Source organism: Martinezella lusitana, assembly GCF_010668395.1.
Lineage (GTDB): Bacteria > Pseudomonadota > Alphaproteobacteria > Rhizobiales > Rhizobiaceae > Rhizobium > Rhizobium lusitanum_A.
The window spans coordinates 580,919-606,246 of record NZ_WUEY01000003.1 but is presented as its reverse complement, the minus strand read 5'-3'; the positions used below and the strand labels follow the sequence as shown (position 1 = coordinate 606,246).

The window sequence follows — 25,328 nt, the reverse complement described above, 5'->3', positions numbered from 1 at the left end:
GTGACAACTGCCGGTGCATAACCGGTACGCGCAGAGGCTTTCGAAAGGCCGCAGGACGCGGCGCTTCGCATGGTTGCTCAGCTTGCCGGCGCCAGCCGGTTGACCACGCCCAGGTCGTCGTTCTCGCGCACCTGCTTCAGATGCTCCTCGGCCTGGGTTGCCTCGCGCTGGCGGCTCCACATGGAGGCGTAGAGCCCGTTCTGCGCCAGCAGGGCGGCATGGGTGCCGCGCTCGGCGATGACGCCGCTTTTCAGCACGATGATTTCGTCCGCGCCGATCACGGTCGAGAGGCGATGGGCGATGACCAGCGTCGTGCGGTTTTTGGAAACGACGTCGAGGGCGGCCTGTATCTCGCGCTCGGTCGTCGTATCCAGCGCGGAGGTCGCTTCATCGAGGATCAGAACCGGCGGCGACTTGAGAACGGTGCGGGCGATGGCGACGCGCTGCTTCTCGCCGCCCGACAATTTGAGGCCGCGTTCGCCGACCTTGGTGTCGAAGCCTTCGGGCAGATGGCGGATGAATTCGCCGATCTGGGCGATTTCGGCCGCCGTCGTCACCTCGGCCTCGCTTGCGCCCGGCCGGCCGTAGCGAATGTTGTAGGCGATGGTGTCGTTGAAGAGCACGGTGTCCTGCGGCACCATGCCGATGACCTTGCGCAGGCTCTTCTGCGTCACGGTGCGCAGGTCCTGGTCGTCGATGGTGATCGTTCCGCTTTGCACGTCGTAGAAGCGGTAGAGGAGGCGCGACAGCGTCGATTTTCCGGCACCCGAGGGACCGACCACGGCAACCGTCTTGCCCGCGGGCACCTCGAAGGAAATGCCTTTCAGGATCGGCCGCGCCGGGTCATAGGCGAAATGCACGTCCTTGAAGGAAATCGCACCATTGCCGATGACCAGCTCCCTGGCGTCGGGCGCGTCGAGCACCTCGGGCTTGACCTCGAGCAGATCGAACATCTCCTCGATATCGGTCAGGCCCTGGCGTATCTCGCGATAGACGAAGCCGATGAAGTTCAGCGGCACCGAGAGCTGCAGCAACATGGCGTTGACGAAGACGAAATCGCCGACCGTCTGGTGGCCGTTGAGAACGGACCAGCCGGAAATGACCATCATGACGGTCGTGCCGAGGCCGAAGATCACGCCCTGGCCGAAATTCAGCCAGCCGAGCGAGGTCCAGACGCTGGTGGCGGCCTTCTCGTAGCGCGCCATCGATTGGTCGAAGCGCTTGGCCTCCATCTCCTCGTTGCCGAAATATTTGACGGTTTCGAAGTTCAGGAGCGAATCGATCGCCTTGGTATTGGCGTCGGTATCGCTGTCGTTCATCGTCCGGCGGATGGAAATGCGCCAGTCGCTCGCCCTGACGGTGAACCAGATATAGAGCCAGACGGTGACTGCCGTGACGGCGAGATAGGAGAAGCCGTAGCCGCGCCAGAAGATGATGGCGGTCAGCAGGAACTCGATGAAGGTCGGAAACGTGTTGAGAATGGTGAAGCGGACAATGGTCTCGATGCCCTTGGTGCCGCGTTCGATGATGCGCGAGAGGCCGCCGGTCTTTCGCTCCAGATGGAAGCGCAGCGACAGTTCGTGCATGTGCACGAACGTCCTGTAGGCCAGCTGGCGCACCGCATACTGGCCGACGCTGGCAAACAGCGCGTCGCGCAGCTGGTTGAGACCGAGCTGGATGAGGCGCGTCAGGTTCGTGGCGACGATCAACGCGATGGCGCCCACCATGAAGGCCGGCAGGATGCCCTGCATGTCGAGCTTGCCGTTCAGCGCGTCGACCGACCATTTGAAGAAATAGGGGACCAGCAGCAGGACGAATTTCGAGACCAGCAGGAAGACGGTCGCCCAGATCACGCGCATCTTCAGATCCATGCGCCCGGCGGGCCACATATACGGCCAGAGATTGACGAGGGTATTCAATGGATTGCTGGAATCCGCCGATATGGTCTTCTTGCGGTCTGCCATGTCCGTCTCCGGCGAATATCTGAAGCAGCCGGGCGCTGATTGTCATTGCGCGGCCGGCTGAGAAGCCTTCGCTGGCAAGGGCGTGGCCGTTGAGCGAAGGCGATGAGGGTCGCGCGACGCTTATACTATTTTTATCCCGTATAAAAGCAGCGGCCAGGCGTTGGTTGCGCCCGGCCGTTGTTTGTCCTCATGATGGAATGGCAATCAGCCTAGAGATGCTCGCCCGAAAGCCGCTTGCGGTGAAGCTCTTCGGCATTCGGCAGCGCGTCCTTCGGCAGGCCGAAGACTTGTCCGGGCAGGATGCGGTCCGGATTGTTGATCTTGTCCTCGTTGGCCAGATAGATGGTCGTGTAGCGCACCCCGGCGCCATAGACGCGGCGCGAGATCTGCCACAGCGTATCGCCGCGGCGGATGATGACGGCATTGGCGTCCTGCGACAGCGGTGCCTGCTCCAGCGTCTTCGGGCCGCTCTCGTTGGACGAAACCTCGGCATTCGGCTGTGCCGGCGCCGCCTGGGCAGGCGCCGTGATGACGGCGATCATCTGCTCGAGGCCAGGCAATGCCGCGCCAACCGATTTGGGGTCCTTCGGCAGAGCAACCAAAGCGGCAAGCGCCTTGGCGGCCGCGCTGGAGGCATCGGCGGCGGCCTTCTTGAGTTCCGCGCTGGCGGTAATGGTCGGCCGGAATTCCGAAAGCGATTTCAGGGCGATTTCCGTGCCGGATCGGGCTGCGGCGAGCTGTTCCGCGTTCGGTTGCTTGCCGTCGGTAAACAGGCCCTTGAGCAGCGCGAAGGCCTTGCCCGCGCCTTCCCTGAGCTTGGCAAGCTCGCCCTCGTCGAGGGGGATCATGCTTGCGGCTGCCGATTGGCCCTGACTGCTGCCTGCAGCCGGCGTCTGTGCCGCCACCGTTACCTGATTGCCCTCGGGGCGGGTGAAGTTGACGCTGGCGCGCACGACGACCTTGCCGGCTTCGTCGAGCACGTCGACGCGAATCTTGTGATCGCCGACGGCAAGCGGCATCTGGCCGTCGACCACGAAATGCCCGTCGGCGCCCGCTGCGTTCTCGCCGATGAGCTTGTCGTCGGCATAGGCGCGCACCTTGGCGTTCGGCCTGGTCGTGCCGGCAACGAAGATATGATCGTTTTCGATTTCGACGGCGTTGACCATGACGTCGGGGCCGGCGTCCGTCTTCGCAGCCGGCGGCGTTGTTCCGGCCGCGGGATTGGCGGATGCGACGACCGTGCCGTCCTGCTGCGGCTTGGTATCTGCGGTGGCCGCCGGAGTATCGGTTGCCTTGCCCTGCGCATCGGTCTCGGCCGAGGTTACGCGGCCCTGCTTGGCCGAAGGCGCGGTAATGATGCGGCTGGCGGTGCCCGGCTTGGAGACCATGGCGAGAAGCTGGGTCGAATCGTCCTTCGGCACGGAGACCGTGGCCACTTCCTCGGAGGTGGAAACCTTGCCGTCCTTGCCGGTCGCGCGCAGCACGAGTTCGTGGTCGCCGGGCGGCAGCGGGTTGTCGAGCACGGCGGCAAAATCGCCGCTCGGGCCGACATTGGTCGTCGTGACGACCTTTTCGCCGTCGACGATCTCCAGCTTGGCGTTCGGCTCGGCCGAACCGGCGATGACCGTGGAGCCGTCGGGCTCGACGCGCAGCACGTCGAATGACGGGACGCGTGGCTTGGCGGCCGCATCGGTCTCGGGGGCCGGCTGGCCGGTGAGCTCCGCCAGTGCCTTGTCGATCGCGGCGCCGGCATCGGCGGCGTTGTCGGGGAGGGACTGGACGATGGCAAGCGCCTTGCCGGCGCCGTCCTGTGCTTTCTTCACGAGCCCTGTGGTGGTCGCGTCGATACCTTCCGGAAGCGCGAAGCCGACGATCGATTGCAGCGCGGCGATCGTCTTCGTCTTCGCAGCCGCGAAGATATCCTGAGCGGGTGCGTTGCCGTCCTTGAACAGTGCCTTGAGATCAACAAGCGAGGCCGTTGCGGAGCCCGTCAGATCGGTCAGCTTCTTGGCGAGATCAGCGGTATTGACAGCGGTCGCTACGGCATTCTGCGTGGCCTTGGTCGTATTCTGGGCGGTCTCGCCGGCTTTCTGCGTGTTTTCCTCGATCGTATTTTTCACCGCGCTGCTGGCCTGATTGACGGCGTCACCGATAGGGTTCTTGTCCCCGTTGATGCGCGGCATCACGAAAAAGACCATCAACAGGGTCGCCACTACCAACACCAACAGAGCCAGCCAACCGGCACGGTTCTTCATCATCATTCATCTCCACGCGGCGAAGTCGTCGCAACTCTGAAATTGCTAGCGATTTCGCCTGCTTTTACAAGCTTTCTCAGCCATTTTCGCATGTCCCGCCACAAGTTTTCCTTTGAAAAATCTTGACTGAGCATCTGCAGCATAGTTGTTTGCATCCATGACCGACGATTCTGCGCCAATTCGATCCATCTGCGTTTATTGCGGCTCAAGGCCGGGGCGCGATCCTTCCCATATGGCCGCTGGCCGCGAACTGGGCAAAAGCATTGCCGAAAACGGCCTGCGCCTGATCTACGGTGGCGGAACGAAGGGTATCATGGGCGCTGTCGCAAGCGGCGTGCTGTCGCACGGCGGTCAGGTCACCGGCATCATTCCGGAATTCCTCGTCGACATGGAAGCGACGCGCCATTCGCTCGGTCAACTGGATGAACTCATCATAACGCCGGACATGCATACGCGCAAACACGGCATGTTCGAGCGCTCCGACGCCTTCGTGGCGCTGCCGGGCGGCATCGGCACGCTGGAGGAAATCGTCGAGATTATGACCTGGGGTCAGCTCGGCCGCCACGAAAAGCCGATGGTCTTCGCCAATGTCAACGGTTTCTGGGATCCGATGATGGAACTCATCCGCCATATGACGGAAGAGGGCTTCGTCCATACCGCCCATCGCGTCCAGCCGCTTGTCATCGACAAGGTGGCCGACATCATCCCGGCCATCCGCAAGCATGCCGCCGAGACGCGAGGCGACCGCGCCGGCGAAGAGGCCGTCATCTCCAAACTCTGATTAGCAGTTTGCTAACCATATCGAACGGTTAGCGCTCTCTGCTCTGGCGCAGCATCGACCAGCTGTAGAGCGCGAGTCCGGCCCAGATCAGCGAAAAGGCGATCATCTGCGTCGTGCCGAACGGCTCCCTGAACAGGAAGACGGCGATCAGGAAAACCATCGTCGGCACGATGTACTGCATGATGCCGATGGTCGACATTTTCAAAAGCTTCGCGCCGTTCGCAAAGATCATCAGCGGCAGCGCGGTCACCAGCCCGCAGCCGAGCAGAAGCGCGGTGTCCGAGAAGCCGGTCTGATAGAAGTGACCTTCGCCGCGCGCTTCCAGATAGATGATGTAAAGCGTTGCCGGAATGCAAAGCAGCAGCACTTCGATAAAGAAGCCCTGGTTGGCGCCGACAGGCAGCGTCTTGCGGAAAAAGGCGTAGAAGCCCCAGGAGAAGGTCAGAGATAGTGCGACCCACGGCAGGGTGCCGGCTTCGACGGTCAGGATGATGACGGCAATCGCGGCGAGGCAGATTGCGACGATCTGTGTCGGCGCGAGCTTTTCCTTGAGCAAGATGGCTCCGAGACCGATGCTGAACAGCGGATTGATGAAATAGCCGAGGGCCGCATCGAGCGAATGGCCGGCGCCGATCGCCCAGACATAGGTTCCCCAGTTGATGGTGACGAGCGTCGCCGTCAGCGACGCCATGGCGACCGTGCGCGGATTGCGCAGCGCCACCTTGACGTCGCCCATGCGGCCGAGCGCCAGCAGGACGATGCCGGCCACCGGAACCGACCAGAAGATGCGGTGCGCGATGACCTCGAAAGCCGGAATGTGCGCGAGGGCTTTCATATAGAGCGGCAGAATGCCCCAGAAGAGATAGGCCGTCATCGCAAAGCCGAAGCCGCGGATAGCGTCATTGTTCTTGATTTCAGGCTTGACCGCATCTGTGGCCATGAATTTTCCCGTCATTCCCTGTTATTTGTGACGGAATTACTCCAAAGCGGCGCGCGTGGCTAATTCATTTCCTTGACGGCATCGTCAAGCTTTTTGATAGCCGGCGGATCACTCCGCCGCGATCTTGCCTGCCATATGTCGGTTCTTCATCAGCTTGTAGATGACGGAATCCATCAGCGCCTGGAACGATGCGTCGATGATGTTTTCCGATACGCCGACCGTCCACCAGCGCACGCCGCTGCTGTCGGTGGATTCGATCAGGACCCGGGTGATGGCTTCCGTGCCGCCATTGAGGATACGTACCTTGAAGTCCGCCAGTTCCAGATCGTCGATCTCGTGCTGGTACTTGCCGAAATTCTTGCGCAGCGCCAGGTCGAGCGCATTGACCGGGCCGTCGCCTTCGGCAACCGACATGATGGTCTCGCCGTCGATGATGATCTTGACCACCGCTTCCGAGACGATCTTGACGCGGCCGTGGGAATCGAAGCGGCGCTCGACCATGACGCGAAAACCGTCGACTGCGAAGAATTCCGGAATGGTGCCGAGCGTGCGACGGGCCAGTAGCTCGAAGCTCGCATCCGCGCCTTCGTAAGCGTAGCCTGTCGCTTCACGCTCCTTGACGATCTGGATCAGCCGGTCGAGCTTGGGATCGTCCTTGCCCACCTCGATGCCACGCCGCTTCAGGGCGTTGATGAAGTTCGACTTGCCGCCCTGGTCGGAGACCATGACCTTGCGGAAATTGCCGACGCTTTCCGGTGGCACATGTTCGTATGTGCGAGGGTCCTTCAGCAGCGCCGAGGCGTGAATTCCGGCCTTGGTCGCGAAGGCCGAGGCGCCGACATAGGGGGCCTGATGGTCCGGAGAGCGGTTCAGCAATTCGTCGAAGGCGTGCGAAAGACGGGTGAGGCCGACCAGCCGATCGGCATCGATCGTCGTTTCGAAGCGCTCGCTATAGGCTCTCTTCAGCGCCAGCGTCGGGATCAGCGTCACCAGGTTGGCATTGCCGCAGCGCTCGCCGATGCCGTTAAGCGTCCCCTGGATCTGCCGGACGCCGGCCTCGACCGCGGCGAGCGAATTGGCGACCGCCTGACCGGTATCGTTATGGGCATGGATGCCAAGACAGTGCCCCGGAACGCCGCAGGCGATGACGGCCTCCACGATGGCGCGGACCTCAGGCGGCTGGGTGCCGCCATTGGTGTCGCAGAGCACGACCCAGCGGGCGCCGGAATCATAGGCCGTCTTGGCGCAGGCGAGCGCATAGGTCGGGTTGGCCTTGTAACCGTCGAAGAAATGCTCGCAATCGACAAGGGCTTCCTTGCCGGCGTTAACGGCGGCCTTGACGCTCTCGGCGATGCTTTCGAGGTTCTCCTCGTTGGAACAGCCGAGCGCGACCTTGACATGATAGTCCCAGCTCTTGGCCACGAAACAGATCGCATCCGACTTCGCCTGCAGCAGGCTGGCAAGGCCGGGGTCGTTAGAAGCGGAGACACCGGCGCGCTTGGTCATGCCGAAGGCGACGAAGGAGGCCGATTTCGTCCGCTTTTCCTCGAAGAACGCCGTGTCGGTCGGATTGGCGCCAGGATAGCCGCCCTCGACGTAGTCCAGGCCGAACTCGTCCAGCATGGTCGCAATGGCAATCTTGTCCTCGAGGGAAAAATCGATGCCGGGCGTCTGCTGGCCGTCGCGGAGCGTCGTGTCGAAGAGATGGATTTTTTCGCGTGTCATACTGTGTCCTCCGGCGAACCGGTTTGATAATGGGGTGCCCCTCATCCGTTCTCTCCCGGTTTCGCTTCGCTAAACCGTTCGAGCCCACCTTCTCCCCGTCTACACGGGGCGAAGGGGCTTATGAGGTCGTTCCCTTTCCCCGCGGGCGGGGAGAGGGCTAGGGTGAGGGGCCTTGCCCGGCCTTATACTTTCCCTGCAAACTTGTCGGTCGCGCGGATCAATTGGTCCAGGATTCCCGGCTCCGAATAGGCATGACCCGCACCCTCGATCAGATGAAATTCCGCCTTCGGCCAGGCCTTGTGCAGCGCCCATGCATATTTGGCCGGGCAGGGCATGTCGTAACGGCCGTGGACGATTACGCCGGGAGTGTCCTTCAGCTTATGGGCATCGCGCAGCAACTGACCCTCTTCGAGCCAGCCGGCATTGACGAAGAAATGGTTCTCGATGCGGGCGAAGGCATGCGCAAATTCCGCATCCGCGAACTTGTCGCTGGTGGATGGCTCCGGCAGCAGCGTGATGGTCTCGCCCTCCCAGAGCGACCAGGCCTTGGCGGCCTCCAGGCGAGCGGCCTTGTCCGGATGCGTCAGGCGGCGGTGATAGGCGAACATCATCTCATGGCGCTCTTCCGGCGGGATCGGCGCCAGGAATCGCTCCCACTTGTCAGGAAACATTTCGGAGACGCCGAACTGATAATACCAGTCAAGCTCGGCCTTCGTCAGCGTATAGATGCCGCGCACGACCAGCTCAGAGACGCGCTCCGGATGCGTTTCGGCATAGGCGAGCGCCAGCGTCGAGCCCCAGGAGCCGCCGAAAACAAGCCACGTCTCGACGCCGGCCATCTCGCGCAGCCGCTCGATATCGGCGACCAGATGCCAGGTCGTGTTGGCCTCGAGATTTGCATGCGGCGTCGATCGCCCGCAGCCGCGCTGGTCGAACAGGGTGACGTCGTAAAGCGCCGGATCGAACTGGCGACGATGGCTGGGAGAACTGCCGCCGCCCGGACCGCCATGCAGGAAGACCGCCGGCTTGGCGCCGGGCGTGCCCACCCGCTCCCAATAGATCCTGTGGCCGTCGCCGACATCGAGATGGCCGGAAGCGTAGGGTTCGATCTCCGGATAGAGCGTCCGCAGGACTTCGGTCATATTTTCAGCCCTTCCGCCGGCCAGACGTCCGTATCGTGATCGGGATGCTGGAAGGAAATGATCTGCTCCTGGCGCGAGTAGAAGTCCGGATCCTGATGGACCGGCTTTTCGAAGATCGTCTCCACCCAGGGCAGGCGCGATGCGTGGTTCACCTGAATCTGCGGCGCGAGATCGTCGCGCTCGTCGAAAGCGCCGATGGCGATTTCGAGGCCGCCGGGATGGCGATAGGTCATCGGCGTGCCGCAGTTCTTGCAGAAGCCGCGCTCGATGTTGACGGAAGACTGGAAATAGGTCGGTGCGCCGCGCGTCCATTCAAGGCCGTCATCCGGCGCCGTCACCAGCGCGGAGAAGAAGCTGCCGAACTGCTTCTGGCACATGCGGCAATGGCAGATCGACGGGCGGCCGAGCTCGCCGCGAATGCGAAACCGCACCGCGCCGCATTGGCATCCTCCGCTTCTGGTGGCTTCACTCATGGCGCTTCTCCTGTGGCCAGGTTGAGGTATCGTGATCGGGATGTTGGTAGGATACGACGGTCAGCACGAAGGGCGCCTGTTCGGCATCGTCTTCCGTCCGATGTCCCGGCAGCAGATGCAGCCGGTCGACGAAATCGATCTTGGCTTCGGTGCCGTACTGCACGACGGGCGGCAACTGCGAGGGGTGGTCGAAGGCGCCGGCCGCCACCGCCACGCCATCCGGTGCCTCATAGGTCAGCGGCGTGCCGCAATCCGCGCAGAAGCCCCGTTTCACATAATTGGACGATTGGAACGTCTTCCGCTCTCCGCGCGTCCATGCAAGCTCGGCGCCGCGCGTCGAGACCAGCGGCGCGTAATAGGCGCCGAAGGCCTTCTGGCACATGCGGCAATGACAGATCGACGCATCCTTCAGCTCGCCCCGCACCCGGAAGCGAACCGCGCCGCACTGACAGCCGCCGGTGTAGGTCGATACGGTCATGCTCTATCCTTTCCGGCGACGATCAGGATATGCATGCAGACATTGTCGATATCCTTCAGGACGTCGTCATTCCAGAAGCGCAGAACGGTCCAACCGTCTGCTTCGAGACGGCGGGTGCGAATCTGGTCATAGGTTTGATCGCGGTCGGTTGCATGTTGAGAGCCGTCGACTTCGACAATCAGCTTCTCGGCTGCGCAGGCGAAATCGACGATATAGCCGGCGATGGGTAGTTGCCGGCGGAAGCCGAGGCCCATGAGGCGGTGGGCGCGCAATTCATTCCAGAGACGCAATTCAGCGTCCGTCATGACCTTGCGCATGCGGCGGGCATTGTTGCGGACTTTCGGCGGGACTGGAGTGTGCGGCAAGCTACCCCCCTCTGTCACTTTCGTGACATCTCCCCCACAAGGGGGGAGATCGATAACCCGTAGCACTCGCTCGGCCCAAACGGAGATCGAAGCTGCGGAAACTAAGCTTTGTGGTTTTGCGGTGAGATGCCGCAAACTCCCCCCAATCTCCCCCCTTGTGGGGGAGATGTCACGAAAGTGACAGAGGGGGGTAACAAAGCTCACCGTTTGATCTCCCAAGTGGTGATGCGCTCGCCCGTCGCCGCATCCTTGCCGTCCTTGAGCTGAACCCCTCTTGCCGTCAGCTCATCGCGAAGCTTGTCGGCTTCCGCGAAGTTCTTGGCTTTCAACAATTCCAGGCGCTTCCGCACCTTGGCATCGATCTCGGCGACGACGGCTTCATCGACCTCCGTCTTCTTCGGCAGCAGGCCGAGGAGGTCGGCGCTGGCCGCGAAGACGGGCAGGAGGCTAGCGTCGGCATTGGCGGCCTGCGCCAATGCGTGCAGTGCCTGAATGGCGGCGACGGTGTTGAGATCGTCGGAGAGCGCGGCAAGCACCGTCGGGTCTGGTGCCGCTCCGCCGACATCAGCCGCCGGCCATTTTGCGATCAGCCGTTCCGCTTCCTCCAGCCGCTTGACGGAAAAATCGATCGGCTCGCGGTAATGCGTCATCAGCATCGCGAGCCTCAGCACTTCGCCCGGCCATGTCCTGCCGCCGAGTTTTTCCGTCTGCAGCAGCTCATGGATGGTGACGAAGTTGCCTTCCGATTTCGACATCTTGCGGCCTTCGACCTGCACGAAACCGTTATGCATCCAGACATTCGCCATGGCGTGTGTGCCGTGCGCGCAACGCGACTGGGCGATTTCGTTTTCATGGTGCGGGAAGATCAGGTCGAGACCGCCGCCATGAATATCGAAGACATCGCCGAGGTAACGCCCGCTCATGGCCGAGCATTCGATATGCCAGCCCGGACGGCCGCGGCCCCAGGGGCTTTCCCAGCCGGGCTCGTTCTCGTCGGAGAGCTTCCACAGCACGAAATCGCCGGGGCTCTTCTTGTGCTCGTCGACCGCGACGCGGGCGCCCGCCTGCTGCTCGTCGAGATTGCGCTTCGAAAGCTGGCCGTAATCGGCCATCGATTTCGTGTCGAACAGCACTTCGCCAGCCGCGCGATAGGCATGACCCTTGGCGATCAGCGTTTCGATGATCGCGATCATCTGCGCGATATTGTCGGTCGCGCGCGGCTGCACCGTCGGCTCCAGGCAGCCGAGCGCGGTCGTATCCTCGCGATACTGGCGCTCGGTCTTTTCCGTCACCAGGCGGATCGCCTCGTTGAGCGGCAAGCCGGGATGGTCGCGCAGGGCGCGCGCGTTGATCTTGTCGTCGACATCGGTGATGTTGCGGACATAGGTGACATGGCTCTCGCCGTAGGCCTGCCGCAGCAGCCGGAACAGCACGTCGAAGACGATGGCCGGGCGGGCATTGCCGATATGGGCGAAGTCATAAACCGTGGGGCCGCAGACATACATGCGGACATTGTTGCGGTCGATCGGCTGGAAGTCGACCTTTTCGCGCGTCAGCGTGTTGTAGAACTTTAGTTGCGGCTCGGCGCCCATGTTACTCTCCCAAGGCATAAATCCGAAAAATACCGTCACCGGCAGGCCGGACGTTTGTCATCTTGGATTTTGGGAGACGAAAACGGCCAGGCCAGCGAAACGCTAGCGAATAATCTTCCGGCAGATAATGCAGATAACCGTTTTCATGGGCGGCTTTATCGCGCGCCGGAAGAATTTGGTCAAGTAGGGAGGGGGCCTCTCCCGTATGGGGAGAAGGTGTTTTTTATTCGGGCATCCGATAGTCGACGAGCCTGTTCTCACGCACGACGAACAGCTTGCCGGTTTCGGTGACGTCGGGGCCGACGAGCGGCAGGATCGCCTGGGCGACTTCGCGCGGGTGCGGCAGCGTATCCGGATCTTCGCCGGGCATGGCCTGGGCGCGCATGGCAGTGCGGGTCGCACCGGGGTCTATGCTGGTGATGCGCAGCGGCGTGCTCTGCGTTTCTCCGGCCCAGGTGCGGGCCAGTGCCTCGACCGCAGCCTTGGAGGCGGAATAGGGGCCCCAGAAGGGACGGCAGCGATGGGCGGCGGCCGAAGACAGGATGACGGCGCGGCCGGCATCGGAGCGCATCAGCAGCGGCTCGACGGAGCGGATCAACCGCCATGTGGCGGTGACGTTGATGGTCATCACCTTCTCGAACACCTTCGCCTCGACATGGCCGATCGGCGAAATCACCCCGAGCACGCCGGCATTGGCGAGGAGGATGTCGAGCTTGCCCCAGCGTTCGAAGATCGAGGCGCCGAGCGCGTCGATGGCGTTCATATCGGCAAGATCGAAGGGAACAAGCGTTGCCGAACCACCGGCCGCCTTGATGGCGTCGTCCAGTTCCTCAAGCCCGCCGACCGTGCGGGCGCAGGCGATCACATGCGCGCCGGCCTTCGCCAGTTCCAATGCCGTAAAGTAACCGATACCGCGCGATGCGCCGGTGACGAGGGCGATCTTGTCCTTGAGATTGACGCTCATGCTGCCTTGATCCGGATATGTAGGGAAGGGAAAGGGGCAAAGCGCCCCTGTCAATCGCTGCTAGATCAGCCGTTGCTGGCGAGAACGGAAAGCTTGCGCACGTTGCTGGTGCTTTCCTTGTCGAGCAGGCGCGTCGGGTAATCGCCGGTGAAGTAATGGTCGGTGAACTGCGGCTGCGCATTGTCGCGCGGCTCGCCGCCGACGGCCCGATAGAGCCCGTCGATCGACAGGAACTGAAGCGAGTCCGCGCCGATGAAATCGCACATGGCCTTCAGGCTGTTGTACTGGTTGGCGAGCAGCTTTTCGGCGTCGGGCGTGTCGATGCCGTAGAAGTCCGGATAAAAGATCATCGGGCTGGCGACGCGGATATGCACCTCGCTAGCGCCGGCCTCACGGATCATCTGCACGATCTTCACGGAGGTCGTGCCGCGCACGATGGAATCGTCCACGAGCACCACGCGCTTGCCTTCGATGATGGCGCGATTGGCGGAGTGCTTGAGCTTGACGCCGAAAGCTCGGATCTGCTGCGTCGGCTCGATGAAGGTGCGGCCGACATAGTGGTTGCGAATGATGCCGAGCTCGAAGGGGATGCCGCTTTCCTGTGCGTAACCGATGGCAGCTGGCGTCCCGCCATCCGGCACCGGCACGACGACATCCGCCTCGACAGGAGCTTCCTTGGCGAGGTTGATGCCCATGTTCTTGCGGGCAACATAGACGTTGCGGCCGCCGACCACGGAATCGGGACGTGCGAAATAGACATATTCGAACAGGCAGAGGCGCTCTGGCTTGGAGACTTCCGGCTTGCGGGCGTCGATGGTAATCGAGCCGTCCGGCTGGATCTCGCAGATGATCACTTCGCCGTTCTCGACGTCGCGAACATATTTCGCGCCGATGATGTCGAGCGCGCAGGTTTCGGAGCAGAAGATCGGCTTGCCGTCGAGCTCGCCCATAACAAGCGGCCGGATGCCGATCGGGTCGCGGGCGGCGATCAGCTTCGTGCGCGTCATGGCGAGCATCGAATAGCCGCCTTCCATCTGCCTGATGGCGTCGATGAAGCGATCGGAAGAGGAGGGATGTTTGGAGCGGGCGATGAGATGCAGGACGACTTCGGTGTCCGAATTCGACTGACAGATGGCGCCGTCGGCGATCAGCTGCCGGCGCATGGTCAGGCCGTTGGTGAAATTGCCGTTATGAGCGATGGCGATGCCGCCCACTTCCAATTCGGCAAACAGCGGCTGCACATTGCGAAGAACGGCATCGCCCGTCGTCGAGTAGCGCACATGACCCATCGAACGATCGCCGGGCAGCCGAGCCAAGGTGGCGGGATCGGTGTAGTGGTCGCCGACGAGGCCCATTCGCCGCTCCGAATGGAAGCGCTGGCCGTCGAAGGAGACGATGCCGGCCGCTTCCTGGCCGCGATGCTGCAGGGCATGGAGACCGAGAGCCGTCAGCGTCGCCGCGTCCGGATGCCCGAGAATGCCGAAGACGCCGCATTCTTCATGCAGCGTGTCGCCGTCGATATCGTCCTCGATGGAAAGGGAATGATTCATGGCTGCGGGCCTTTGCTCTCAACGTGGGCGGATCGGGGCGGCGTCACGGGTGACCATTAAAATAGCTGAAAATCCGGCCGGAAAAAATATCGGGCCGGATCTTTCAATGTCACGCCGCTCAAATGGCGATTCTCGGGCGGCAGGTCAAGCCTGTAAACGCACCGTTAATTGTTTGTCTGCGGCGCAGGTGCGTCATCCGACGGAGCGGTATCGTTCGGCGTGGCGTTGTCGCCGCCTTCCTGCGGCTGCGTCTGTTGCTGCTGGTTCGGCGCGATCTTGTTGATGATCTCCGGCGGCAGCATGGCCTGAACGTTTTCAGGAAGCGCCGATTTCAGCTTCTCGACCATCGAATCCAGGAAAGGCTTGGACTTGGCGTTGTTCACCCAGTCCGGCCGGGCGGCGGGAGCCACCAGCCAGTTCCAGAAGGCCACGACGACGACCATCAGAAGCAGGCCGCGGGCGGCGCCGAACAGGAAGCCGAGCGTCCGGTCGAGCGCGCCGATGCGGCTGTCGATGATGAAATCGGCAATCCGGATGGTGATGAAGGAGATGATGATGAGCGCCAGCAGGAAGATGACGGCGGCCGAGGCGATCGTGGCGATCTTGGTGTCGGCCTTGTATTGCAGGGCATAGGGAACGAGCAGCGGATAAAGATAGTAGGCAGCGACTGCCGAGCCGCCCCAGCTGACGATCGAGAGAATCTCGCGCGAAAAGCCGCGAACCATGGCCAGTACGGCGGAGAAGAGAAGAACGCCGATAACAATACCGTCGAAAATCGTAATGGGCATTTATAATCCACTTCAAGACTTGCCAGACCTCATGGTCGGCATCGGCCTCAATCATGAGCCTCTTCTTCGCCAAGAACGGCTGAAGTAAGGCTCAGTCTTCGTCTTCCGCGCGCTTGAGCGCGCCCTTCGATCCAGCAATGCGCGCCACCAGATCCGGCAGGCTGTCGATCTCGCTCCAGCGTCCGCCATTGACCTTCGGCAGGTCGGCGGAAGCGGCAGGCAGGACGGCCGCGGAAAATCCCAGCTTCTCGGCTTCCTTGAGACGCTGGGCGGTGTGCGCAACCGGCCGGACGGCGCCCGACAGGCTGACTTCGCCGAAATAGACGCAATCGGCGGGTAGGGCAAGACCGGCCAGGGAGGAAACCAGTGCAGAAGCAACGGCAAGGTCCGCAGCCGGCTCCGAAATGCGATAACCGCCGGCAATATTGAGGTAAACGTCGTGCTGGCCGAGCCGCACGCCGCAATGGGCCTCGAGAACGGCGAGAATCATCGACAGCCGTGCCGAATCCCAGCCGACGATGGCGCGACGCGGCGTGCCCAGCGATGTCGGCGCCACCAGCGCCTGTACTTCCACCAGCACCGGCCGCGTGCCCTCGATGCCGGCAAAGACGGCCGCGCCCGGCGACTTTTCGTTGCGTTCTCCGAGGAAAAGTTCGGATGGATTGGGCACGTCGCGCAGGCCGGCGTCGGACATTTCGAAGACGCCGATCTCATCGGTCGGGCCGAAGCGGTTCTTCACCGTGCGCAGAATGCGGTAATGATGGCCGCGATCGCCTTCGAAATAGAGGACGGCGTCGACCATGTGTTCGACGACGCGCGGCCCGGCGATCTGGCCGTCCTTGGTGACGTGGCCGACAAGCACCATCGCGGTGCCCGTCTGCTTGGCGAAGCGGATCATCGCCTGGACGCCGGTGCGCACCTGCGTAACCGTGCCGGGCGCGGATTCGGCAAGCTCGCTCCACAGCGTCTGGATGGAATCGATGATGACGAGATCCGGCCGCTTGCCTTCCGCGAGCGTCGCCAGAATATCCTCGACATTGGTTTCCGCCGCCAGCAGAACTTCCGTGTCGGCCGCCTTCAGCCGCTGGGCCCGCAGGCGAACCTGCGCCACGGCTTCTTCGCCCGAGACGTAGACGATCTTGTGTCCCTTGCGGGCGAGTGCGGCTGCCGCTTGCATCAGCAGGGTCGACTTGCCGATGCCGGGATCGCCGCCGACGAGGACGGCCGAGCCGCGCACGAAACCGCCACCCGTGGCGCGGTCGAGCTCCGATATGCCGGTATAGATGCGCGGCGCTTCCTCGATCTCGCCCGAAAGCGTCGTCAGCGCGACCGGCTTTCCCTTCTTCGGCGTCTTTGCCGGACCGCCGCCGATCCCGCCCATCGGATCTTCCTCGACGATGGTGTTCCATGCGCCGCAACTGTCGCACTTGCCGACCCAGCGATTGTGGATCGTGCCGCAGTTCTGGCAGATGAATTGTGTGCGGGTTTTGGCCATCGGATGCTGTTCTCAAAGTTCAAATGCTTCGCTTTTCGCAGCGAATCGCGATCGGCTGTCAGATAATGTCTTTCCCCGCCTATCAAAACTAATGATTTCCATATCAATGGCGATCGTGTCAGCCATTATGCCGGGTTTTATGGATGATGATCGATGTTTGACTATTCGCTTGCTCACTGGGTCGGGTTTCTGTCCGCCGCGATTCTTCTCAACCTATCGCCGGGGCCGGACATTGCCTTCATTCTCGGTCATACGATCAGGAGCGGCATGCGGTCCGGCTTTGCGGCGCTGTTCGGAATCTGGAGCGGCGCTTGCCTGCATGTGCTGATGGCCGCCGCCGGCCTTTCGGCGATCCTGGCCGCCTCCGCGCTGGCTTTCTCGACCGTGAAGTGGATCGGTGCTGCCTATCTCATCTGGCTCGGCATACAGGCGCTACGCTCGAAGGGCGAGGGGGCGTGGATCAAGGAGACGGGCAAGGCTTTGTCCCGGGCGCGCATCTACCGGCAGGGCATCATGGTTTCGCTGCTCAACCCGAAGGTCGCGATCTTCTTTCTGGCCTTCCTGCCGCAATTCGTCGTCGAAGGCGCGGGTCCGGTCTGGGCGCAGCTTCTGTTGCACGGCAGCCTGATCATCGTCGTGGCCGCCTTCATCGAGCCGCCGCTTATCCTGCTCGGCGGCCGATTGAGCGAAGCCTTGAGGCGCAATCGCAGCTTCGGCCTGTGGCTCGACCGAGGCCTCGGCACGCTGTTCGTCGCTCTCGGTGTCCGGCTGGCGATCAGCGCGCGCTGAAGCATTGTGTGGAGTGAGCCGCGGCTATTCCTCGGCTTCTTCCGAGATATACCGGCGCTCGTGCCTCAGCCCCATGCTCGTCAGCATTTCGTAGCCGATCGTGCCTGCGGCCTTTGCAGCTTCGTCCACCGAGATGTTGCTGCCGAAGAGCTCGATATAGTCGCCGGCGCGAACGAGATGCTCGGGCATGTCGGTGACGTCGAAGATGGTGAGGTCCATGGTGATGCGGCCGGCAACGGGAACCTTGTGGCCGGCAATAAAGCCATGGCCGCCGGCAATGCCGGTCTGGCGCAGCGGCACGCCGCCGCTCGACTGGCTGCGCATGTAGCCGTCGGCATAGCCGGCAGAGACGATCGCCAGCCGGCTGTCGCGGGTCAATTGCAGCGCGCGGCCGTAGCCCACCGCTTCGCCTGATTTGACGGAGCGGGTCTGGATGATCCGCGCTTCCGCCGTCGCCACCGGGCGCATCGGATTGGCCATGCCGGGAACCGCCTCGGCGCCGTAAGTGGCGATGCCGGGACGGGTAAGGTCGAAATGATACTCCGGCCCGAGAAAGATGCCGGCTGAATTGGCGAGACTTGCTTCGATGCCCTCGAAGGCGGCGCTGACCTTGCGGAAGGCTTCCAGCTGCTGCCGGTTCATCGCATTGGCGGGATCGTCGCCGCAGGCGAGGTGGCTCATGACCAGTACCGGCGCAAAGCTTGCCGGGCGGGAGACATCGTCGGCAAGCGCGATCGCATCGTCCATCGGCAGGCCGAGCCTGTTGAAACCGGTGTCGACCTGCAGGGCGCAGGGATAGTCGCCGTAGTCAGACAGCACCGACATCCAGAACGTGAGCTGCTCTTCCGAGGCGATGACGGGCACGAGGTCGTTCTCGAAGAACCGCCGCTCCATGCCCGGCCAGATGCCGCTGAGCACGAAGATGCGCGCCTCGGGAGCATAGAGGCGCAAGGTCGCGCCTTCGTCCGCCGTGGCGACGAAGAAATCGCGGGCGCCGGCAGCGTAGAGGGTTTCGCCGACATCCTCGATCCCCAGCCCGTAGGCGTCGGCCTTGACGACGGCCGACGTACGCGCCCTTCCGGAGCGGCGGGCCATGTCGCGCCAGTTTTCGACGAGCGCGCCGAGATCCACCGTCAGCCGCAGGCCGGCGCAAGCGAAAGCATCATCGTCATTGAAAGTATCTGTCATGAAACTGCCTGAACAAGAAAACGGCCGGAGATGATTGGGCTCCGGCCAGGATAGTGGTCATCGATGAAAAGAAAAAGTGCCGAGGCGCACATATGCGCCGCAAACCGCCTTTGTCAGTGCTCTTCGTATTGGATGAACGATGAATCGGCGAGATCGGCGAAGCGGGTGAACTCCGACTGGAAGGCGAGCCTCACCGTGCCCGTGGGTCCATGGCGCTGCTTGGCGATGATGACGTCGGCGGTTCCCCTGACACGCTCGAACTGGGCTTCCCATTCCGCATATTTCGGATCGGCCACATCGCGAGGCTCCGCATTTTTGACGTAATACTCCTCGCGGAACACGAAAAGCACCACGTCGGCGTCCTGCTCGATCGAACCGGATTCGCGAAGGTCGGAGAGCTGCGGTCGCTTGTCTTCGCGGCTTTCGACGGCACGCGAGAGCTGGGAGAGCGCGACGATCGGAACGTTCAGCTCCTTGCCGAGGGCCTTCAGGCCGGTGGTGATTTCGGTGATTTCTTGGACGCGATTTTCCCCGGCCTTTTTCGAGCCGGTCATGAGCTGCACGTAGTCGACGACCAGCACGTCAAGGCCGCGCTGGCGCTTCAGGCGGCGGGCGCGGGCGGCGAGCTGGGCGATGGAGATGCCGCCGGTCTGGTCGATGTAGAGTGGCACCTTCTGCATCATCATCGAGCATGCCACCAGCTTTTCGAAATCGGCGTCGTTGATATCGCCGCGGCGGATCTTCGACGAGGAGACTTCCGTCTGCTCGGAAATGATACGGGTGGCGAGCTGTTCCGACGACATTTCCAGCGAGTAGAAGCCGACGACGCCGCCGTTCTTCGCCTTGGTGGAGCCGTCCGCCTGCACCTCGCCTTCGAAGGAGGCGGCGATGTTGTAGGCGATATTGGTGGCAAGCGAGGTCTTGCCCATGCCCGGACGACCGGCAAGGATGATCAAGTCGGATCGCTGCAGGCCGCCCATCTTGCTGTCGAGCGAATGAATGCCTGTCGAGATACCCGAGAGGCCGCCGTCGCGCTCCTTGGCGACGGCCGCCATGTCGATGGCGAGCGCCACGGCATCGTTGAACGACTGGAAGCCGCCGTCATAGCGGCCGTTCTCGGCGAGTTCGAACAGCCGGCGTTCGGTATCCTCGATCTGGGTTTGCGGCGGCATGTCCAGCGGCGCGTCATAGGCGATGTTGACCATGTCCTCGCCGATGGTGATCAGCGCCCGGCGCAGCGCCAGGTCGTAGATGGCGCGGCCATAGTCTTCGGCATTGATGATCGACACGGCTTCGACGGCCAGACGCGCGAGATACTGCGCGACCGTCATGTCGCCGACTTTTTCCTCCGCCGGCAGAAAGCTCTTGATGGTGACAGGGTTGGCCGTCTTGCCCATGCGGATGACGTCGCCGGCCACCTCGAAGATCTTGCGGTGCAGCGGTTCATAGAGATGGACGGGCTTCAGAAAGTCCGAGACGCGATAATAGGCATCGTTGTTGACGAGGATGGCACCGAGCAAAGCCTGCTCCGCCTCGATATTGTTGGGCGCTTCGCGGTAGTGCTGTTCGGCGGGAGCAATGGCGGCGAGCTTGCGCGCAGCTTCGTTCATTTTCCATCTCTTCGTGCTTTAGGGTATCGACTGGTTTGCGACGATCCGATGTCACGGTCAACCGTGCAAGTGGGCGTCCAAGCCGTATGGAGCAAATAGGCTAGGCCTATCAACATTGTTCCACTCGTCCACAGGGGCGGATTTCCGCCACATAAAAAATCTCTTGTGGCCACTTTGCAACGCAAGGATCGACACACGAATCACATAAGCAAGTCTTTCGTGGGGAATATTTTAGCCGGGTCTTTCGCCGTACGCATCAACTGTTGCGGCTATCGTGCTTGAAAAGCTGCTGAAATGCGGTTATTTCCTTAAATTAGGGTAGGATGCTAATAGTATAAAGTTGCAATAATGTCCGGTGCGCCAATAAGACAGGAAATTTTCGACGACCTTGCCGCCTTTAATCGCAAGCTGAGAGCGGCGTTCGACGCCCTCGTTCGCGAGCATGGCATGACTCTCTCTCGCGCCAGGGTTTTTCGCAAACTCTCCCGCCGGGACGGTATCAACCAAAGGGAGCTTGCCGACGAGCTGGAGCTCGAAACGCCGACGCTCGTGCGCATCCTCGATGCCATGGAAGCGCAGAATTTCATCGAGCGCCGCGCCGCGCTGTCGGATCGCCGCGCCAAGCAGATCTTCATGACGGAATCCGGAAAAGTCGTTGCCGCCGACGTCGAGGCTCTTGCCACGGGAGTACGTACGGATATTTTGGAGGGCATTTCGGATGAGGATGTCGGGATGGCGCTGAAGGTGATCCGCGCAATGACCGCCAACCTCCCGAATATCGGCAAATCATGAGGTAATGCATGAGCGGTGATCCGGGCCTGGTCGCCAATGCGGAAGCCAACGCCGTCCCACCGCCTATGCCGGGCTGGAAAGTGCCGCTCTATATTGCGGCATCCGTGATGTTCTTTCTGACCCAGGGTCTCGGTCTCAATCTCGCCTTCGCCAACCTGACCCAGATCCAGGGCACCATCGCTGCGACGACCACCGAGTCCGCCTGGCTGTCGGCCGCCTACATGGCGCCCAATGTCAGCCTTGCGATCGCCCTGGTGAAGATCCGCCTGCAATATGGCGTGCGCAATTTCGCCGAGGTCAGCATTCTCGGTTTCGTGCTTGCGTCACTGCTCAATCTGTTCGTCTCCGACCTGCATTCGGCCATCGTCGTCCGTTTCCTGAGCGGCATCGCCGGCGCGCCGCTCTCGACGCTCGGCTTCCTCTACATGCTGGAGGCCTTCGAGCCGGCGAAGAAGATGACGGTCGGCGTCAGCCTGGCGATGACGAATACGCTGCTTGCCGCCCCCATCACCCGCCTCGTGTCGCCCTCGCTGCTGGACTATGGCGAATGGCGCGGCCTTTACACGCTCGAGATGGCGCTGGCGCTGCTGGTCATGCCGATCATCTATCTTTTGCCGCTGACGCCGCCGCCGCGCGTCAAGGTCATCGTTCTCGGCGATATTTTCAGCTACCTGCTGGTGGCGATCGGTTTCGGCTGTCTGGCGATCGTTCTGTCGGTCGGGCGTCTCTACTGGTGGCTCGAGGTGCCCTGGCTCGGCATCGTGCTGGCGATCGGCATCGCGTCGATCACAGCCGCCATCGTCGTCGATCTGAGGCGGTCGACGCCGCTCATCGACGTTCGCTGGCTGCTGCGCCCCGAAATCCTGCACCTGACGGGCATTCTGCTGATCTTCCGCCTGATTGCGGCCGAGCAGACCTCTGTCGTCATGACCTTCTATCAGAACGCGGTCGGCCTCCTCTACGATCAGCTTGCCATGCTCTATTGGATCATCCTTGCGTTCTCGATCATCGGCGGGCTCATCTGTACGGTGTTCATGAGTTACGGCTTCGGCTGGCAGATCCAGTTCGTCGCGCTCATCCTGATGGGAGTGGGCTCGTTGATGGATTCGCAGGTGACGAACCTTACCCGGCCGGAACAGATGTATCTCAGCCAGGCGCTGGTCGCGGCCGGCGCGGCCCTGTTTCTGCCGCCATCCATGTCGGAGGGCTTCAAGGCGGCGCTGAGCAAGGGGCCGCCTTACCTGGTGACCTTCTTCGTCGTCTTCGCCTTCACCCAGAGCATCGGCGGCCTGATCGGCTCCGCCTTCTACGGCACGCTGATCACCATTCGCGAAAAGTTTCACTCCGCCGTCCTGACCGAGCGCGTGTTGCTGACCGATCCGCATGTGGCCGATCGCGTCAGCCAGCTTTCAGCCTCCTATGGCAGGGTGATCGGGGACAGCGCGCTGCTGAAGGGAGAGGGGCTGTCGCTGCTCGGCGCGCAGATGAGCCGGGAGGCCAATATGCTCGCCTATGGCGATGCGTTTTTCGTCGCCGCCGTGATCGCTTTCATATCGCTCGCCGGTCTCTCAATCCACGTGTTCTACCGCTTCGTCAGAGCCCGTCTGGCCGAAGATCGGGCGCAGGTCGCCGCATCCAACCCATGAGGATATGAAACAGTTCCATGCCGAGGCTCGTTCGCTCACCCATCGAAGTCATTGCGGTTCTGGCAGGCATCGGCGGCGTCATGCTGGTGCTCTATGCTTGGCATCTGCCGCCGTTCAAGACGTCCGTCGAGACGACCGACGATGCTTATGTGAAGGGCTATGTCACGACCATCAGCCCGCAGGTCAGCGGCTATATAACCGACGTGCCGATCAAGGACTACAAGCTCGTCAAGCAGGACGATGTGCTCGCCCAGATCGACGACCGCATCTACAAGCAGAAGGTGGCGCAGGCGCGCGCGACATTGGCCGGGCAGAAGGCGGCGCTTGCCAATTCGCAGCAGCAGGAACAGGCGGCCCGCGCCGGCATCGTCTCCAGCCAGGCCCAGATCGACAGCGCCAATGCCGCGCTCAAGCGCGCGCAGCTTGCCGCCGACCGCGTGACGACGCTGGTTTCCAAGGGCGTGTCGACCACCAGTGATTCCGAGCAGGCGCAGGCAACGTTGCAGCAGGCGCAAGCGTCGCTCAATCAGGCCAAGGCCGGTCTGGACGTATCCCAGCAGAATTTGACGACGATCATCGTCAACCGCGCCTCGCTCGAGGCCGGCGTCAGTGGCGCGGAAGCGGCCGTGCAGCTTGCCGAAATCGATCTGGACAACACGACGATCAAGGCGCCGCGCGATGGTCGGGTCGGCGAGGTCGGCGTGCGCATAGGCCAATATGTGACGCCCGGCACGCAGCTCATGAGCCTGGTGCCGAAAGACGTCTGGGTCATTGCCAATTTCAAGGAGACGCAGCTCGACGGCATGAAGCTCGATCAGCCGGCCACGATATCGGTGGATGCGCTGGGGCATCGCGAGATCAAGGGCCGCATCCAGCGCTTTTCGCCGGCCGCCGGTTCCGAATTCGCCGTCATCAAGGCCGACAACGCCACGGGCAATTTCACCAAGGTCGCCCAGCGCATCGGCGTCCGGATCAAGATCGAGGATGGCCAGCCCCTGGCGGACGACCTGGCGCCCGGCATGTCCGTGCTGGTTTCGATCGACAGGGATTCGGCCCCGCTGCCGGAAGCCGCAGGCGGCGATTGACCGGCAGGCTGCTATCCCCTCCGTTCGCATGACAACAAAAAAGCCTGGGTCGTAAGACCCAGGCTTTCTTTCATTCGCGATCTTGCAAAGACCTGACGATCAAGCGTCGTCTTCGGCGTTGCCGTCAGCTTCCGGATCGAAGAAGTCTTCCGGACGCAGGGCGTCTTCGTCGATGCCGTAGATGGCGTCGGCGGAGGTGAGGGTCTCGCCCTTGGACTGACGCTCGGCTTCTTCAGCGGAACGGGCAACGTTGAGCTCGACGGTGATTTCGACTTCGGCGTGCAGGCCGATGGCAACGTCGTGCAGGCCGATGGCCTTGATCGGGGTGTTCATGTGAACCTGGCTGCGACCGATGTTAAAGCCTTCGGCGGCGAGGATTTCAACGACGTCACGAGCAGCGACCGAACCGTAGAGCTGACCGGTTTCGCCAGCCGAGCGAACGACGATGAAGGACTTGCCGCCGAGAACGTCGGCAACCTTCTGGGCTTCGCTCTTGCGCTCGAGGTTACGAGCTTCGAGCGTCGCGCGCTCGGCTTCGAAACGGGCCTTGTTGGCGGCGTTGGCGCGCAGCGCCTTGCCGAGCGGCAGCAGGTAGTTACGGGCAAAGCCGTCGCGAACCTTGACGGTTTCGCCCATCTGGCCGAGCTTGGAGATGCGTTCGAGAAGAATGACTTCCATTTTCTTGTTCCTTTCGATGTCAGATTTTCGTGTCTGTTGGTTTGGATGTATCGGCATTCTTGTTCGGGGTCAGCGATATCGCCTTGCGGGTATCGTAGAGGCCGAGAACAAGGATGATGACGAGCGGCAGCGTCAGGACGAAGGACAGCACGTAGCAGAGGATCAGCACGGGTATGCGCCAGTCCTTGCCGCGTGTCCGGTAGTGCAGCGACGCAAAGCCGGAAACGATGAAGCCCGCGCCGAAAGCACCGAGCACGGCGGCGGCGATGAGGGCCAGGACGCCGCCGAAGAAGATGGCGACGATTGCCACGAGAAAGACGAAGATCGCATTGCGGTTCATGCGCAGCGAGGAGGGAATATCCTCGCGCGGGCGCAGATTACGGTTCGACGTCGCGACGATGCGGGTCGCCACGTAATACGCGGCCAGCAGCATCATGACCCAGATCATGCCCCAGGCGACGGGGATCGCGTAGAGCATGAGGGTCTTGGTCTTCTGGATTGCGATGGGATCGAGCGGCAACGATGGCTGCTGCTCGTTCACGGCCCTGACGTAGAGATCCACGACCTGGCCGACGAGATCGGCATTGTAGCCCATGACCGCGCCGGCGACGACGATGACCACGGCGGCAAGGCCGCACAGGTGCAGCATAATATCGGAGAGTGGATACCAGGCCATCAGGTGATCCGGTCCGCCGAGTTCGGAAGCGGGCCGCGCCAGATTCGCGAGATGGCTGAGCCATGCGGGGATCAGCGTCAGCAAAAGGACGAACAGTCCGAAATAGACCGATTGCGCGATCGTACCAACCACGCCGGCGACGAGGACGGCGACAATGACCGCCATGTTGCCCCAGCCGAGGCCGACGATCAGGATAGGAAGAGCGGAAAGTGCGCCGAAGAGGATGAACAGCAATGGCTGTACCGTCGCGCCATACACGAGTAGGGCGGCGGTCAGACCGGCGAGTGCGCCGATACCAAGCTCTTTTGCGTTCAACTTTTTCACGTCGCTGTCCTGCTTCACGATCGAGCAG

22 protein-coding genes are annotated in these 25,328 nt (G+C 62.2%); 5 read left to right on the top strand and 17 right to left on the bottom strand.

All coding sequences use genetic code 11. The features are described from left to right. Positions 1 to 77 precede the first annotated feature (77 nt). Together GR212_RS09845 and GR212_RS09840 are read right to left on the bottom strand one after the other, a co-directional pair. Entirely contained in the window at positions 78 to 1,964 is a 1,887-nt protein-coding gene (locus GR212_RS09845; RefSeq protein WP_163986279.1) for an ABCB family ABC transporter ATP-binding protein/permease, read from the bottom strand. A 209-nt stretch (positions 1,965 to 2,173) separates the two neighbouring features. Next, entirely contained in the window at positions 2,174 to 4,222 is a 2,049-nt protein-coding gene (locus GR212_RS09840) for a LysM peptidoglycan-binding domain-containing protein (protein WP_163986336.1), read from the bottom strand. Between the two features lie 154 nt (positions 4,223 to 4,376). Between GR212_RS09840 and GR212_RS09835 the strand changes: the two genes are divergently transcribed. Further along, positions 4,377 to 5,000, top strand: a complete 624-nt coding sequence (locus tag GR212_RS09835) for a TIGR00730 family Rossman fold protein (RefSeq protein WP_163986278.1) — start codon at positions 4,377 to 4,379, stop codon at positions 4,998 to 5,000. Positions 5,001 to 5,028: 28 nt separating this feature from the next. Here the strand turns inward: GR212_RS09835 and rarD are convergent, their stop codons facing one another. The 11 genes from rarD to radA all read right to left on the bottom strand — a co-directional run bounded on the left by rarD (position 5,029) and on the right by radA (position 16,512). Next, the gene (gene rarD / locus GR212_RS09830; RefSeq protein WP_163986277.1) at positions 5,029 to 5,940 is read right to left on the bottom strand and encodes an EamA family transporter RarD; all 912 of its coding nucleotides are present in this window, start codon (positions 5,938 to 5,940) and stop codon (positions 5,029 to 5,031) included. A 108-nt stretch (positions 5,941 to 6,048) separates the two neighbouring features. After that, positions 6,049 to 7,665 carry a citramalate synthase gene (cimA, locus tag GR212_RS09825; protein WP_163986276.1) on the bottom strand — a complete coding sequence of 539 codons (1,617 nt, stop codon included), beginning with the start codon at positions 7,663 to 7,665 and terminating at the stop codon, positions 6,049 to 6,051. A gap of 182 nt (positions 7,666 to 7,847) precedes the next feature. Beyond that, the gene (gene pip / locus GR212_RS09820) at positions 7,848 to 8,807 is read right to left on the bottom strand and encodes a prolyl aminopeptidase (RefSeq protein ID WP_163986275.1); all 960 of its coding nucleotides are present in this window, start codon (positions 8,805 to 8,807) and stop codon (positions 7,848 to 7,850) included. Further along, positions 8,804 to 9,280 carry a GFA family protein gene (locus tag GR212_RS09815; RefSeq protein WP_163986274.1) on the bottom strand — a complete coding sequence of 159 codons (477 nt, stop codon included), beginning with the start codon at positions 9,278 to 9,280 and terminating at the stop codon, positions 8,804 to 8,806. Before GR212_RS09815 ends, pip begins: the two co-directional genes overlap by 4 nt. Continuing rightward, the gene (locus tag GR212_RS09810) at positions 9,273 to 9,758 is read right to left on the bottom strand and encodes a GFA family protein (RefSeq protein ID WP_163986273.1); all 486 of its coding nucleotides are present in this window, start codon (positions 9,756 to 9,758) and stop codon (positions 9,273 to 9,275) included. The genes GR212_RS09815 and GR212_RS09810 overlap by 8 nt, the downstream gene beginning before the upstream one ends. Further along, positions 9,755 to 10,123 carry an endonuclease domain-containing protein gene (locus GR212_RS09805; protein WP_163986272.1) on the bottom strand — a complete coding sequence of 123 codons (369 nt, stop codon included), beginning with the start codon at positions 10,121 to 10,123 and terminating at the stop codon, positions 9,755 to 9,757. The genes GR212_RS09810 and GR212_RS09805 overlap by 4 nt, the downstream gene beginning before the upstream one ends. 200 nt (positions 10,124 to 10,323) lie before the next feature. Continuing rightward, positions 10,324 to 11,715, bottom strand: coding sequence for a cysteine--tRNA ligase (gene cysS / locus GR212_RS09800; RefSeq protein WP_163986271.1), 1,392 nt, complete (start codon positions 11,713 to 11,715; stop codon positions 10,324 to 10,326). 223 nt (positions 11,716 to 11,938) lie between these two features. Next, the gene (locus tag GR212_RS09795) at positions 11,939 to 12,679 is read right to left on the bottom strand and encodes an SDR family NAD(P)-dependent oxidoreductase (RefSeq protein WP_163986270.1); all 741 of its coding nucleotides are present in this window, start codon (positions 12,677 to 12,679) and stop codon (positions 11,939 to 11,941) included. A gap of 65 nt (positions 12,680 to 12,744) precedes the next feature. Beyond that, positions 12,745 to 14,229 carry an amidophosphoribosyltransferase gene (gene purF, locus GR212_RS09790; RefSeq protein ID WP_163986269.1) on the bottom strand — a complete coding sequence of 495 codons (1,485 nt, stop codon included), beginning with the start codon at positions 14,227 to 14,229 and terminating at the stop codon, positions 12,745 to 12,747. A 164-nt stretch (positions 14,230 to 14,393) separates the two neighbouring features. Next, the gene (locus GR212_RS09785) at positions 14,394 to 15,017 is read right to left on the bottom strand and encodes a CvpA family protein (protein WP_163986268.1); all 624 of its coding nucleotides are present in this window, start codon (positions 15,015 to 15,017) and stop codon (positions 14,394 to 14,396) included. Between the two features lie 91 nt (positions 15,018 to 15,108). Then, entirely contained in the window at positions 15,109 to 16,512 is a 1,404-nt protein-coding gene (gene radA, locus GR212_RS09780) for a DNA repair protein RadA (RefSeq protein WP_163986267.1), read from the bottom strand. Between the two features lie 153 nt (positions 16,513 to 16,665). Between radA and GR212_RS09775 the strand changes: the two genes are divergently transcribed. Next, entirely contained in the window at positions 16,666 to 17,301 is a 636-nt protein-coding gene (locus GR212_RS09775) for a LysE family translocator (RefSeq protein WP_163986266.1), read from the top strand. Between the two features lie 24 nt (positions 17,302 to 17,325). On the opposite strand, the gene alr is transcribed toward GR212_RS09775, so the two are convergent. Together alr and GR212_RS09765 are read right to left on the bottom strand one after the other, a co-directional pair. Further along, positions 17,326 to 18,489 carry an alanine racemase gene (gene alr / locus GR212_RS09770; RefSeq protein ID WP_163986265.1) on the bottom strand — a complete coding sequence of 388 codons (1,164 nt, stop codon included), beginning with the start codon at positions 18,487 to 18,489 and terminating at the stop codon, positions 17,326 to 17,328. 113 nt (positions 18,490 to 18,602) lie between these two features. Further along, entirely contained in the window at positions 18,603 to 20,099 is a 1,497-nt protein-coding gene (locus GR212_RS09765; protein ID WP_163986264.1) for a replicative DNA helicase, read from the bottom strand. Between the two features lie 348 nt (positions 20,100 to 20,447). Here GR212_RS09765 and GR212_RS09760 point away from each other — a divergent pair, with 348 nt between their 5' ends. Genes GR212_RS09760 through GR212_RS09750 form a run of 3 tightly spaced genes read left to right on the top strand, consistent with a single transcriptional unit; the run spans position 20,448 to position 23,622 of the window. Then, positions 20,448 to 20,891, top strand: a complete 444-nt coding sequence (locus GR212_RS09760; RefSeq protein WP_163986263.1) for a MarR family winged helix-turn-helix transcriptional regulator — start codon at positions 20,448 to 20,450, stop codon at positions 20,889 to 20,891. Between the two features lie 8 nt (positions 20,892 to 20,899). Then, complete coding sequence (locus tag GR212_RS09755) at positions 20,900 to 22,537, top strand: MFS transporter (RefSeq protein WP_163986262.1); 1,638 nt, start codon at positions 20,900 to 20,902, stop codon at positions 22,535 to 22,537. 17 nt (positions 22,538 to 22,554) lie between these two features. Next, complete coding sequence (locus GR212_RS09750) at positions 22,555 to 23,622, top strand: HlyD family secretion protein (protein ID WP_163986261.1); 1,068 nt, start codon at positions 22,555 to 22,557, stop codon at positions 23,620 to 23,622. 99 nt (positions 23,623 to 23,721) lie between these two features. Here the strand turns inward: GR212_RS09750 and rplI are convergent, their stop codons facing one another. Both rplI and GR212_RS09740 read right to left on the bottom strand, forming a co-directional pair. Next, the gene (rplI, locus tag GR212_RS09745; protein ID WP_163986260.1) at positions 23,722 to 24,300 is read right to left on the bottom strand and encodes a 50S ribosomal protein L9; all 579 of its coding nucleotides are present in this window, start codon (positions 24,298 to 24,300) and stop codon (positions 23,722 to 23,724) included. Positions 24,301 to 24,319: 19 nt separating this feature from the next. Beyond that, positions 24,320 to 25,300: a DUF2232 domain-containing protein gene (locus GR212_RS09740; protein ID WP_163986259.1), complete on the bottom strand. Its 981-nt coding sequence runs from the start codon at positions 25,298 to 25,300 to the stop codon at positions 24,320 to 24,322. Between the last annotated feature and the right edge of the window lie 28 nt (positions 25,301 to 25,328).